Source organism: Nakamurella flava (assembly GCF_005298075.1).
In the GTDB taxonomy this organism is placed as follows: domain Bacteria; phylum Actinomycetota; class Actinomycetes; order Mycobacteriales; family Nakamurellaceae; genus Nakamurella; species Nakamurella flava.
The window spans coordinates 126,171-138,214 of sequence record NZ_SZZH01000007.1 but is presented as its reverse complement, the minus strand read 5'-3'; the positions used below and the strand labels follow the sequence as shown (position 1 = coordinate 138,214).

At 73.0% G+C, this 12,044-nt stretch carries 12 protein-coding genes; 4 read left to right on the top strand and 8 right to left on the bottom strand.

Annotated elements, in window-relative coordinates; translation table 11 throughout:
* The first annotated feature begins 31 nt into the window (after window positions 1-31).
* Window positions 32-322 carry a BMC domain-containing protein gene (locus FDO65_RS20875; protein ID WP_137451679.1) on the top strand — a complete coding sequence of 97 codons (291 nt, stop codon included), beginning with the start codon at window positions 32-34 and terminating at the stop codon, window positions 320-322.
* A 46-nt stretch (window positions 323-368) separates the two neighbouring features.
* Here FDO65_RS20875 and FDO65_RS20870 read toward each other — a convergent pair whose 3' ends face one another.
* From FDO65_RS20870 to FDO65_RS20835, 8 genes are all read right to left on the bottom strand, one after another.
* The gene (locus tag FDO65_RS20870) at window positions 369-2,558 is read right to left on the bottom strand and encodes a helix-turn-helix domain-containing protein (protein ID WP_205850221.1); all 2,190 of its coding nucleotides are present in this window, start codon (window positions 2,556-2,558) and stop codon (window positions 369-371) included.
* 46 nt (window positions 2,559-2,604) lie between these two features.
* Window positions 2,605-3,627, bottom strand: coding sequence for an alcohol dehydrogenase catalytic domain-containing protein (locus FDO65_RS20865; RefSeq protein WP_240757776.1), 1,023 nt, complete (start codon window positions 3,625-3,627; stop codon window positions 2,605-2,607).
* Window positions 3,628-3,658: 31 nt separating this feature from the next.
* Entirely contained in the window at window positions 3,659-5,005 is a 1,347-nt protein-coding gene (locus tag FDO65_RS20860) for a malate dehydrogenase (protein ID WP_137451677.1), read from the bottom strand.
* Window positions 5,002-5,631, bottom strand: coding sequence for a BMC domain-containing protein (locus FDO65_RS20855; RefSeq protein WP_137451676.1), 630 nt, complete (start codon window positions 5,629-5,631; stop codon window positions 5,002-5,004). Before FDO65_RS20855 ends, FDO65_RS20860 begins: the two co-directional genes overlap by 4 nt.
* A 91-nt stretch (window positions 5,632-5,722) precedes the next feature.
* The gene (gene eutJ, locus FDO65_RS20850; protein ID WP_240757774.1) at window positions 5,723-6,538 is read right to left on the bottom strand and encodes an ethanolamine utilization protein EutJ; all 816 of its coding nucleotides are present in this window, start codon (window positions 6,536-6,538) and stop codon (window positions 5,723-5,725) included.
* A gap of 25 nt (window positions 6,539-6,563) precedes the next feature.
* Window positions 6,564-7,952 (bottom strand): aldehyde dehydrogenase family protein, encoded by a 1,389-nt coding sequence (locus FDO65_RS20845; RefSeq protein WP_137451674.1) that lies wholly within the window; start codon window positions 7,950-7,952, stop codon window positions 6,564-6,566.
* Between the two features lie 89 nt (window positions 7,953-8,041).
* Window positions 8,042-8,365 carry a BMC domain-containing protein gene (locus FDO65_RS20840; RefSeq protein WP_137451673.1) on the bottom strand — a complete coding sequence of 108 codons (324 nt, stop codon included), beginning with the start codon at window positions 8,363-8,365 and terminating at the stop codon, window positions 8,042-8,044.
* A 130-nt stretch (window positions 8,366-8,495) separates the two neighbouring features.
* Complete coding sequence (locus tag FDO65_RS20835; protein ID WP_137451672.1) at window positions 8,496-8,789, bottom strand: EutN/CcmL family microcompartment protein; 294 nt, start codon at window positions 8,787-8,789, stop codon at window positions 8,496-8,498.
* A 302-nt stretch (window positions 8,790-9,091) separates the two neighbouring features.
* On the opposite strand from FDO65_RS20835, the gene FDO65_RS20830 reads away from it, so the two are divergent.
* The 3 genes from FDO65_RS20830 to FDO65_RS20820 are packed head-to-tail and all read left to right on the top strand — an operon-like array spanning window position 9,092 to window position 12,005.
* Window positions 9,092-10,093: a DUF7064 domain-containing protein gene (locus tag FDO65_RS20830; RefSeq protein ID WP_137451671.1), complete on the top strand. Its 1,002-nt coding sequence runs from the start codon at window positions 9,092-9,094 to the stop codon at window positions 10,091-10,093.
* A gap of 5 nt (window positions 10,094-10,098) precedes the next feature.
* Window positions 10,099-11,247 carry an HAD family hydrolase gene (locus FDO65_RS20825; RefSeq protein ID WP_240757772.1) on the top strand — a complete coding sequence of 383 codons (1,149 nt, stop codon included), beginning with the start codon at window positions 10,099-10,101 and terminating at the stop codon, window positions 11,245-11,247.
* Between the two features lie 5 nt (window positions 11,248-11,252).
* Window positions 11,253-12,005: a tyrosine-protein phosphatase gene (locus tag FDO65_RS20820; RefSeq protein WP_137451670.1), complete on the top strand. Its 753-nt coding sequence runs from the start codon at window positions 11,253-11,255 to the stop codon at window positions 12,003-12,005.
* The last annotated feature ends 39 nt before the right edge of the window (window positions 12,006-12,044 follow it).

Sequence of the window (12,044 nt, the reverse complement as noted above, 5' to 3'; positions counted from 1 at the left end):
AGGGCCGGCGTCGGAGAACGGACGGTGCGTGATGGCGCAGGGTGCACTCGGACTGGTGGAGACCCGCGGCCTGGTGGGGGCGATCGAGGCTGCCGACGCCATGGTCAAGGCCGCGAACGTCGAGGTCGAGGGGTACCGGACGTTGCGCAACGGCCAGGTGTCGGTCGCCGTCCGCGGCGACGTCGGGGCGGTCAAGGCCGCCATCGACGCGGGCCGGGTGGCGGCCGCGCGGGTCGGCGACCTCGTCGCCAGCCACATCATCGCGCGGCCGCACGGCGAGACCGAAGGAATCGTGGGACAGGCGTTCACCCCGCCGGTCTGACCGGCCGACCACCGCCCGACTCGCCGCTCCCCCCGCCGGGTCATGCTCAGAGCGCCGGCTGGGGCCGGGCGTCGGGCTCGTCGGTCGGCTGATTGATCTCCAGCAGGCGCAGCGCGAAGTCGGCTCGCATGCGGTCCTCGTGGCGGTTCAGGTCCAGCCCGGTGAGCTGTCGGATGCGTTCCAGGCGGTAGCGCATCGTCTTGTGGTGGATGAACAGTCGTTCCGCGGCCACCCGCTGGGAACAGTCGGCGTCGAAGAACGCCCGCAGGGTGCGGATCAGCGCTCCGTCGTTGTCGTGGTCGTAGGCGATCAGCGGGCCGGTCACCTCGTCGATGAAGGTCTGCAGATCCGGGTCGTCCCCGGAGCCGAGCAACAGCCGGACGATGCCGAGTTCCTCGTAGAGGAAGGCCTCCCGCCCACCGAGCCGACGGGCGGCGGCCAGGGCCGTCTCCGCCTCGCGCAATGCGTTGGGCAGCTCGATCGGGTTGTCGTGTTCACGGCTCACCCCCCAGGTGAGCTGCAACCCAGGCCGTTCGGCGTGCACCGCGGCCCGGGCCGCGGCGGCGAGCTGCCGGGCGGCGTCACGGGTCAGGTCGCCGCCGACGCCGACCAGCAGGTCGCCGCGCATCCCGACGAGGACGAGCCGGCGGGCGGAGTCCACGTCCTTGACGACCCGCAGCACACTGCGTCGCACCTTGTCGGTCTGCGAGGTGTCCCAGCCCTGCGCGGCGGCGAGGTCCTCGATGTTCTCCAGTCGGGCATGGAGCACGCGCAGCGCGCCGGGCAGGGTGATGCCGAGCTGCTGAGCCCGGCTCCGCGCGGCGACCCGGTGTTCGACAGGCCCCTGCAGCAGGTCCCAGAGAACCTGGTCGACCGCCTGCGCCCGGGCCCGGCTGGCCGCGCGTTCCCGCAGCGAGGCCAGTGAGCAGGCCATGGCGACGTGCCCGACGACCGCGGTCATCAGCTCCGCCGACTGCACCCCCTGCACCAGGACCACCTGGCCGACCCGGTCGCCGTCGGCGTAGACCGGTCGCGACCAGCGCCCGCTGCCGACCGGATCGGGGCGCCCCATGGACCGCAGTGCCAGCCGCTCCGGCAGCACCGGGTCGGCACCGTCGGGATGGTGGGCGGCCAACGAACTCCCGTCCGGTCCGAAGACCGCGACCTCACAGCCCATCTCGGTGCCGACGGCGTGCACCACGGCGGGCAGGCCGCCGCCTTCGACGACGGTGGTCAGCAGGCTGTGCTGCAGCCGGCTGGAATGGTCCAGGACCGCCACCTGCCGCTGCAGTTCGTCCCGAGCGGCTTCGGCCTCGGCGGTGGCCGCGGCCCCGACGTCGTGCTGACGGGCGTTGTCGATGGCCACGGTGGCGATGTCGGCCAGCGTCACCATCCGCCGGACGTCCTGCTCGGTGAAGATCGAGGCGCGGCGTCGCCAGACCTCCAGCACCCCGAGGAACTCGCCCTGCAGGCTGAGCGGGACGGCCAGCGCCGACAGCGTCTCCTCGCGCTGCGCCAGCGACATGAAGTCGTCGCTGATGGTCTGATCGTCCAGATAGGAGTCGACCTTCGCCGGCCGGCCGGTGTCGAAGACCAGACCGGCCAGACCCTGACCGCGCCGCATCCGTAGCCGCGTGGTCTCCCGGCAGCGGTTCCCGACGCAGGCCCGCATGTCGACGACATCGCCGTCACGCAACATGACGCCGCAGATGTCGGCGTCGAGCAGCCGCAACGTGCGCTCGGCGATGGCCGTCATGACCCGGTCGAGGTCGCGGACCGTCAGCAGTTGCTGCACGACCTCGCGGACGGCCAGCGACTCGGCGTCCGGCGTGGCGGTCGCCGGGCCCTGCGTCCCGCGGGACCGGTGCAACAGGGCCAACCAGACGCAGGCCTGGACGAGCAGTGGCTGCGCCTCGGCGGCGGCGATCGACGGGTCCCAGCACAGGACGATCCGGCCGTCCGGGGTGCCGGCACGACCGGGGGCGGTACCAGGGAGCGGGTGCCCGGGCAGTGGCACGACCGGGCCGGCGAGGGCCACCCAGCGGTGTCCCGTCCACCCGGCGACCGACACCGCCGTCCTCAGCAGGTCCCCGGCCGCCTGCGCGACATGGGATGCCGCGGAATCGATCTCGTCGGGAACGGTCTGCAGGAGGCGGGTGAGGTCGGTGTCAACGGACGGGGTGTGCGCGCACCCCGCCACCGGGGAACCAGCGGCGGGCGTCAGCACAGCGGTCACCGTCGGGTCCGATCCGGGCACGTCATCGAGCCCACCTCCATCGGTGTCAGAACGCGATCAGTGTCTTGAGGGTACGTCGATCGATCATGGCCCGGTATGCCTCCGGCGCCTCGTCCAGACCGACCGTCAGGGGCCCCAGCGCGAGCGGGTCGACCAGACCGGAGCGGACGAGCGCGCCCACCGGGGCGCCGTCGCGCAGGTAGTTGCCCACCGCGAACCCCACGGTGAGTTCGTCGACGAAGGCCCGCTCGACGGGCATCGCCCACTCGGTCGACGCCGGCACCCCGACCGAGACCACGGTGCCGGCGCGGCGCACCAGGCCGAAGGCCATATCGAGTCCGACCCGGCCCCCGACGGCGTCGACGACGGCATCGGCTCCGCGACCGTCGGTCAGGCCGTCCAGGACGGCGCGCGCCCGGTCGGGCTCCACGGCGACGGCGCCCTCCTGCGCCGCGAGGGCCCGACGCGCCTCCACCGGCTCGACGAGCAGGACCACCCCGGCCCCGCACGCCTGGGCGACGAGGCTGCACAGCTGGCCGACCGGTCCGCCGCCGAGCACCGCCACCGTGTCCCCCGGCTGGGCGCCCGTGCGCCGCACCGCGGCGTAACCGGTGGCCAGGGTGTCGCCCAGGAAGACGGCCCGGTCCGCGGAGACCCCGGACGGGACGGCCTGCAGGGTGGCGTCGGCGAACGGCACCCGGACCAACTCGGCCTGCGCCCCGGCCAGGGCCGGGCCGAACGTCGTCCCGGTACCGAAGAACCGACGTTCGGGACACTCCCAGTGATGCCCCCGTCGACACCACCAGCAGGTCCCGCAGGCCGAGAAGTCCGCGCCCGCCACCAGGTCTCCGACCCAGTGGGCGCTCACGGCCGCGCCGACCGCGACGACCTCACCGACGAACTCGTGGCCGAGCGTCGTCCCCGCCGGCAGACCGTCGTGATGGGCGAGCACGTGCAGATCGGTGCCGCAGACCGCGGCCCGCCGGACCCGGACGACGGCGTCACCGGGATCCAGCAGTTCGGCATCGGGCACCTCGGCCACCCGCACGCCGCCCCGACCGTCGTGCACGACCGCCTTCACCGTCGCCGCCCCCCGGGGTTCACGACGCCGTCGCCAGGTCGGCCAGCCGTTCGCGGATCCGGTCCGCAGCCGCCCGCAACGCGGCCAGCTCGTCCGGTTGCAGGTCCACCGGGACGATGCCGGTCACGCCGTGCCGGCCGAGTCGGGCGGGCAGTCCGACGTAGACGTCCCGGATCCCGTAGGTGCCGTCGGCCAGCACCGCAGCGGGCAGCACCTCTCCGGAGTCGCGAGCCATCGCCAGCACCATCCGGGCGGCGGACATGCCCGGGGCCATGAACGCGCTGCCGGACCTCAGGAGCCCGACGACCTCGGCCCCGGAGCCCCGGGCGCGGTCGACCACGGCCCGCACGTCTGCGCTCGGTATCCGGTCGGTGAGGGGACGTCCGTCGATCCGGGCCTGCGACAGCGGGATAACCATCTCCTCGCCGTGGCTGCCCAACGCCCAGGCCGAGACCTGGTCGGCGCGGAACGACCCGCCCAACGCAGCCAGCGCCTGGAAGCGCGCGGTGTCCAGCACTCCGGCCATCCCGACCACCCGGGACGAAGGGAAACCGGACGCCTGCCAGGCGTGCTGGGTCATCTCGTCGAGCGGGTTCGTGACCACGACGAGGACCGCGTCCGGTGAGACCGCGGCACACCGCCTGGCCAGGTCGCCGACGATCGCCGCGTTGGTCGAGATCAGGTCGGAACGGCTCATCCCGGGCTGGCGGGGCTTGCCGGCGGTGATGACGACGTAGTCGGCCGGCCCGGCCGCCTCCACCGTGCCGACGCCGCGGACCGCGGTGGCGAACCCCGACAGCGCCGCGGTGTGGGTGAGGTCAAGCGCGATCCCGGCGGCCCGCCCCTCGTCGATGTCGACCAGCACGACCTCGGCGAACTGGTCGGCGTCGACCAGTCGCAGGGCGGCGATCATGCCGACGTGCCCGGCCCCGACGACGACCACCCGGCCGGTGCGGCCGGCACCGACGACCACCGGGCGCGGCGGCCCGCCGGCGCGGACCGCCGACCGACCCGCCACCGGCGCACCCCGCCGGTACAGCGCCCCCGAGGGGGCGCCGACGAACGGGGCGGGCGGGCTGTAGACCCAGGCCCGGGGCGCGGCGCGGGCCCGGACCAGCACCGGGGCGGGCGGAGCCGGTGCGGTGCTCGCGGATGCACGTGTCACGGGAGCCGGGCCGGCGGCCGGCGACGGCGCGGATGCCCGTGGTGTCACGGCGGTCGGCGGTGTGACCGCGGTGGTGATCGCCACCTGCAGCTCACGGGCCCGTTCCTGGGCCAACGGGGTCAGGATGTCCCGGGCCGCGATGACGAGGGCCTGGCCGGCGCGGTGGGCGTCCTCGACCGCGTCGGCCCCCCACACCGTCATCTCTTCATCTCCTGACCGGGCATGGCCTCGAGCGCGGCGACCGCGGCGTCCCGCGCCGACTGCACCTCGCTCTCGGTCCCCGACAGGAACATGCGCCCGAAGCGGCCGACGGCCCGCAGCTCGATGACGGTGATGTTGGCGGCCTTCTCGGCCTCGTTGGCCGCGACCGCGATGTAGGCCGCGGGTGCCACCTCCATGACGAACAGGCTCTGCCCGGGCATCATCATCGAGCCCTTGCGCCATTTGTTGAGCAGCTGCGCCTGGTAGGGGTGCACGTTGGTGATGAACTGCGTCGACGCGATCACCGGCTTGATCCGGTCGGTCTCGGACATCCCCAGCTCGTCGAGCACCGCCTGTCCGGAGGCGAGCACCTCGGCCTGCTGCTCGGAATGGATCTCCAGCAGACCGAACTCCCGCTCGATGATCTGCAGGGCCGGCCGGACCCCGGCCGCCTTCAGCGCGATGTCGGCGGCGCGGAAGACCTCGTTGCCCGGGGCCATCTCGATGTACAGCTCGGCCATCCCGGCCAGCGGCACGTCACCGGGACTGGTGGCCGCGATGTGCGCCGCGCACTGCGGCTGCATCCGGTCGATGAACGCGTACGTCCGCAAGGTCGGCGAGGTCATGACGTCGTCCTTCCGGGTTCGTACTTCGCTAGCTCAGTCGCCCCGGCGCGGACGCCGTCGCGGTGTCGATAGTTCGCTCGGCGAGCCCCGCTCATGAGGCCGACCTCGCGATCCCCAGCGGGGTGATGAGCAGGGCGTGCGGGTAGGTCACCACGGTTCTCTCCAGGTAGGTGGACAGCACGGCCCCGGCGCCGTCGATCATCAGCGCGCCGCCGGCCAGATGCAGGGGCAGGTCGGCGGCTTCGACGGTCAGGGCGCGGACGTTCTCGGCGATGCGTTGCAGTCCGGGCACCAGGATCGGCAGGGACTGCCGAGGGTGGGTGCGCTTGTGGGCCTCGGCGTCGGACAGGGACAGCCCCAGCGCCCCGGCCAGCACGAGGTCGAGGTGGTGCCCGCCACCCGGCCGGTCGTCCAACGCGACCAGTTCGCCGCGCCGGAAGACCCCGACCCCGGTGGAGCCGCCGCCGACGTCGACGACCACCCCGTCGACCACCTGCAGCGTCCGTTGCGCGGCGGTTACCTCGTCGACCAGGTCGACGCGGTCGAAACCCGCGGCCTCGCAGACGAACCGGCAGGCGCGGGCGTCGGCCAGCGGGACGCACGGCGGATAGGCGGTGGCGGTGGCTTCCAGGGTGACGCCGAGCGCGTCCTCGGCGGCCTGCTTGAGTCGACCGATGGTGGCGGCCGCCCGGGCGAAGTCGACAACCACTCCGTCGCGTAGGGCGCCGCTGCTCTCGCGCCCCACCCAGACTGGACGCAGGTCGTCGTCCGGACCAGCCAGGACGGTCAGCACGCAGCTGGCCGTGCCCAGGTCGACGCCGACCTGCAGTGGGCCGACGGCGTCACCGGGCTCGGCACTGTCCAGCCGTTCGGCGGCCCGGTGCAGCAGGTCCTCGACGCCGCTCACGAGAGCTGTTCCATTGCTGCGCATCTCACAGCTCCACCGGGTCGTAGACCTGCCGCCACGGGCGCACCTCGTGGGCGACCCGGGTGATGTTGATCAGGTGCAGCGGGGTGACGTTGTCCGAGCAGATGGACCCGCTCCACGTTCCGGTGCCGAGTTGGAACGACGGGTCGACCTCGGCCGAGAAGCCCATCCCGCCGAACAGGGCGGGGGTGTTGATGACGATCCGCCCGGCGGGCAGGGAGGTGAACGGGGCGATCTCGTCGGGGTCGGCGGCGTGCACGGCCGCGGTGTGCCCCTCACCGTCCAGCGCAAGGATCTCCCGGCACCGGGCGCGCGCGGCCGCCACATCGGGCGCGGTGTAGACCGACAGCACCGGACCGAGGATCTCCCGGGACAGCGGGGTGCCGACCCCGACGGTCGTCAGCCGCGCGGCCAGCACCCGGGTGTCGGACGGGACGGTGAAGCCGGACAGCTCGGCCAGTCGCCGGGCGCTCTGGCCGACCGAGGCCGGTCGCATGGCGCCGCGCTCGTCGAAGAGCACGGCGGCCAGGGCGGCCTGCTGATCCGGGTTCATCCAGAAGGCACCCTTGGCTTCGAACGCGGCGAGGAACGCGGGTGCCACCGCGTCGTGGACGACCACGGATTGTTCGGCGACGCAGGCGGTCCCGTTGTCGAAGGACTTCGAGGTGATGATCATCTCGGCGGCCTCGGCCGGGTCGGCGACGCTGGCCCCGACGTAGGCGGGCACGTTGCCGGCGCCGACGGCGATCGTCGGTTTACCGCTGGAGTAGGCCGCGCGGACCATCCCCGGCCCGCCGGTGGCCAGCACGAGGGAGATCTCCGGCCGCCGCATCAGTTCCTGGGTGGCCGGCAGGGTGGGGTTCTCCAGGCAGCCGATGATGCCCTCGGGGGCGCCGGCCCCGACGGCCGCCTCGGCCATGATCTCGGCCGCCCGCAGGGTGCACCGGGCGGCCCGCGGATGCGGGGCGTGGACGACGGCGTTACCCGACTTGAGCGCGGCCAGGCTCTTGAACAGCGTGGTCGCGGTGGGGTTGGTGACCGGGATGATGCCGGCGATCACGCCCATGGGGACGCCGATCGCGGTCACCCTGGTCCGCTCGTCGGCCCAGAGCACGCCGACGGCCCGACGTTCCAGCATCCATCGGGCGACGAAACCCGTGTTGTAGCGGTTCTTGTGGATCTTGTGCTCGTAGACGCCGTAGCCGGTCTCGTCGACGGCGAGCCGGGCCAGTTCCTCCGACGCCCGCGTCCCGGCCCGGGCCATCGCGCGGACGATGTGGTCGAGCGTCTCCTGGTCGGCGCCGGCCAGCTCGTCGAACGCCCGGCGGGCGGCGCGGGCCTTGGCCCGGACGTCGGCCAGACCGACCAGGTCGGCGTCCAGTGTCGCGGTCATCTCTCACCTCAGCGTTCGGGAAGCGGGTGCGGCCGCCCGCCACCCGGACCGCCGGCGATGCCGGCGGCCCCGGGTACGGACGAGGACGGTCAGCCCTTGGGGCGGCTGAGGACGGCGAGGATGCCCTCGGTCTCCTCGTGGGGGCGCGGGATGACGTGCACCGAGACGACCTCACCGGCCTTGCCGGCGGCGACGGCCCCGGCATCGGTGGCGGCCTTCACCGCGCCGACGTCGCCGCGGACCATGATCGTGACCAGGCCGCCGCCGATCTCGCGGTGACCGACCACCTGCACGTTCGCCGCCTTGACCATGGCGTCGGCCGCTTCGATGGCGCCCACCAGGCCCTTGGTCTCGATGAGCCCCAGTGCGCCACGGGGGGTCTGCGCGCCGGGCGCACCAGTCGGGGTTGCCATGTCGTCCTCCATCGGTTGTCGCGGGTCCAGTCCTGCTGTCGTGGTCGTGGGGTGGTGCTGGTTCGGTCAGTGCTGGTGCGTTCGGTACGGGTGTCGGCCCGATGCACCGTGGGATGCGGCCCGGGTGGGCTCATTCCTTGCGGTAGACGACGGCCCGGTCGCGGATGACGGTGTCGGCGATGCCGACCACCGCCAGGTCGGTCGGGGTGTCGGCACCGGCGGCCACCCGCGCGGCTCCCCCGCTGACCACCAGCACCACCTCGCCGACGCCGGCCCCGACGACGTCCACGGCCACCGCACAGGGCCCCGCAGAACGATCGGGTTCGTCGTCGTCGGCGTCCTGGACCAGGAGCAGGGTGAACCGGTCGAGGCCGGGTTCCTTGGCGGTCGAGACCACTTGACCGAGCACCTTCGCCAGGCGCATGTGGCCCACCCCTCCCTCGTCGTCGTCAAGCGACGAAGCGGTGGTGGGCACCGGCCGCGTCGCCGTCACTCGGTCGTCGGATCCGCCGTCCTGGTGATGGCCGCCACTCCCGACGACCGGACGCTAGGTCGGACGATGTCCTCGCGGCGTTATCCCGACCGGATAGCGTCGACCAGGTCCGTTGGCCTTGCGGTGCATGGCTGCGGTCGGTCGGCCGGCGTGAGGGTGGTCGGGTCCGGAACATGGGCGTCCGACGACGTCGCCGGATGCCGTCGACCGTGCCCGACCCAGGAGGTTCATCGGTGATCCGCCCCGAGGACGCACAGTTCCACCCCCCGACCTGCGACGACCCGCTCTGGGCGGAGACCAACTACTTCGGTCTCTACGCCGGGCAGGACACCGAACGGCCGATGAACATCGGGGTCTACGGATTGTTCCGGGAGCCGCTGGGGGTGGTGGGGTCGACAGTGTCGGTCAACAGCCGGCGGGTGACCATGCCGTGGGCGGCCGATTACTGGGACGCCTGGGAGCACCTCGTCGTCCCGCAGCCGTCGAACCTGCTGGACTACTCGCTGGCCAACGGCCTGCGGGTGCGCTGCTCGGATCCGAACCGCGTCTGGGACGTCGACTTCTCCGATCCGGCCGCCGGTCTGGAGCTGCACTTCCGGTACACGGCACTGATGGAGCCCTACGACATCAACGACCCGGACCAGGATCCGATGGCGGCCCGGCGGGACATGTCGTTGACCTGGGGGCACGCCTACGCCGGCCACTTCGACCAGTCGGGCCATTACGAGGGCGAGATCGTGCTGCGCGGGGTGCGCACCCCGATCGACTGCGTGTCGACGATGGACCACAGCTGGGGGGTGCGGGCCGAACGCCAGACGTCGCGGCTGAGTTGGATGCACGCCCACTTCGGTCCGGACCTGGTGGTGCACGCCCTGTTCGACTTCTCCACCGACGACGGCCCCGACGCCGCCGGCGATCTCACCCTGACCCACGGTTACGTGCTCCGGGACGGCGTCGTGTACGGGCTCAAGGCGGGCCGCGGCCGCACCCGCCGGGAGGGTTTCTACCCCGAGCACGTGACCCTGTCGGTGACTGACAGTTCAGACCGCACCTGGGATGTCGAGGGCCGTGCGGTGACCACGTTCCCGTGGCAGTCCCAGCCCGGGGTGGTGGGCCACAACAGCCTGCTGCGGTGGGAGTCCGACGGCCGGGTCGGCTGGGGCGAGGCCATGGACTTCGTGGGCATGGGCGAACTGGGACGGGTCTACCAGCGCCTGCACGATTCGGGGAGCTGAGCGGCGTGGCGGACGGTCGCCCGGCGGCCCCGGTGCGGGCGGTGATCTTCGACCTCGACGGCACGCTGGTGCAGACGCGGGTGGCGTCGTGGGAGATCTTCCGACGCATCAGCGACCGGTTCGAACTGGGGGTGGACGAGCCGGAGCAGTACTACCGGCTGTTCCGGGGCAACGTCTTCGCCTCGATCCGCGAGCTGTGCCGCGACGACGCGCACGCCGCCGAGGTCAACGCGGCGTTCCTGGACCTGCTGCGGACGGAGTACACGCCGCCGCTGGTGCCCGGGGTCGCCGAGGTCGTCCGTCGACTGGCCAGTGACTGCACCCTGGCGGTGATGTCGTCGAACGCGATGGCCGTTCTGCGCCGCGTGCTGGTGGCCAATGACCTGGCCTTCTGCTTCGCGCACGTGTTCGGTGGCGACGTCACCCCCGACAAGCGCACCGCCATGCGGAGTTTCCTGGCCGACGCGGGCACCGGGTTCGGGCGGCGCTGCGCCGCCGACTACGACGAGGCCGACCCCCGCCGGGACGCGGATTCGGCGAGCACCGTGCTGGTCACCGACACGGCCGGCGACGTCCGTGACGCCCGCGAGGTCGGCATCCGGGCGGTCGGCGTCACCTGGGGCATGCATTCGGCGGAAGAACTGACCGCCGCCGGCGCCGAGTTCGTCGCGCTGTGGCCGCAGGAGTTGACGGCGCACCTGTTGGGTGACGCCGCGTCCCGGCCCCCGGGCGGGGCCTGCGCCGTCCCGGCGATCCACCGTCCCGCCGGCCGTGCCACGACCTCGGCGATCACCCCGGCGGCCACGAACGACGCGGTGCCGGACAAGGCGGAAGCCGGGGGCGGGTGCGGATGTGACTGCAGCGGGAAGGGCTGCCCGGTGGCCCGTTTCGCCGGTCCCGGTCCTGGCCCCGACCGCCCGCGGGACGACGCCGCCCGCGCGGCCGCCATCCGCCGCGACCGACGGCGGGCCCTTGTCTCCGTGGCGCGAACCGCCGACGACCCGGTGTCCGCCGTGTCCCCCGACGGCCGTCCCGTGGCGGGTGAACCAGCCCGGCGTCCCGCCAACGCCTCGTCGTCGAGGCCGAGCCGTCCGTCGACCGCGGCGGCCGACGAGCTGATGGCGGCATTGCGTCGCATCTGCCCGACCCGGTGACCGGGATGTCGACGCACCCGGCCGGCGCCCCGGACATCCGGGGTGCCTTCAACTTTCGCGATCTCGGCGGCCTGACCACGTCCGACGGGCGGCGCATCCGACCGGGGGTGCTGTTCCGCAGCGACACCCTGCAGGCCCTCACCGACGATGACGTCGCCCGCCTGGTCGACCACTGGGGGATCGAACTCCTCGTCGACCTCCGGATGGGGCGCGAGGCCGTGGCCGAGGGGCGGGGGCCGCTGGCGAACACCGGCGTCTGTTACCTGAACGCCCCTCTGCAGGACCTGGCGCCGAGCGACCGGCCGGAGAAGGAACAGACCGTCGGCTTCTACCTCGATCATCTGCACAGCCCGGACTCGGCGTTGGCCACCGCGCTGCGCGTCGTGTGCGTGCAGGCGGGGCGTCCGCTCGTCGTGCACTGTGCGGCCGGCAAGGACCGGACCGGCCTGGTCACCGCGCTACTGCTGCGGCTGCTCGGCGTGCCGGACGATGCGATCGTCGCCGACTATCTGCGGACGGCGCCGAACATGCCCCGCATCGTCCAACGCTTCCTGGAGTGGCCCCGCTACCGCGACCACCTCACCCGGGTGCCGGCCGAGGTCTACCGCGCCGAAAAGCACACCATGATCGGTTTCCTCGCGGCCGTCGACGCCATCCCCGGCGGGGCGGTGGGTTGGGCCAACGCCCGGGGTATCGACGACGTTCTCATCGCTCGGCTGCGCGACGGGCTCCTGGAGTCACGGCCGCCGCAGCCCTGATCGGCCCGCCGGTCACCTCGGGGTGCCGCAACGGGCCGG

Coding starts and splice junctions, on each gene's coding strand:
- FDO65_RS20875 (WP_137451679.1), top strand. CDS start 32: ATGGCGCAGGGTGCACTCGGACTGGTGGAGACCCGCGGCCTGGTGGGG.
- FDO65_RS20860 (WP_137451677.1), bottom strand. CDS start 5,005: ATGACGGTGTGGGGGGCCGACGCGGTCGAGGACGCCCACCGCGCCGGC.
- FDO65_RS20835 (WP_137451672.1), bottom strand. CDS start 8,789: ATGCGCCTGGCGAAGGTGCTCGGTCAAGTGGTCTCGACCGCCAAGGAA.
- FDO65_RS20845 (WP_137451674.1), bottom strand. CDS start 7,952: ATGACCGCGACACTGGACGCCGACCTGGTCGGTCTGGCCGACGTCCGG.
- FDO65_RS20840 (WP_137451673.1), bottom strand. CDS start 8,365: ATGGCAACCCCGACTGGTGCGCCCGGCGCGCAGACCCCCCGTGGCGCA.
- FDO65_RS20855 (WP_137451676.1), bottom strand. CDS start 5,631: ATGACCTCGCCGACCTTGCGGACGTACGCGTTCATCGACCGGATGCAG.
- FDO65_RS20820 (WP_137451670.1), top strand. CDS start 11,253: ATGTCGACGCACCCGGCCGGCGCCCCGGACATCCGGGGTGCCTTCAAC.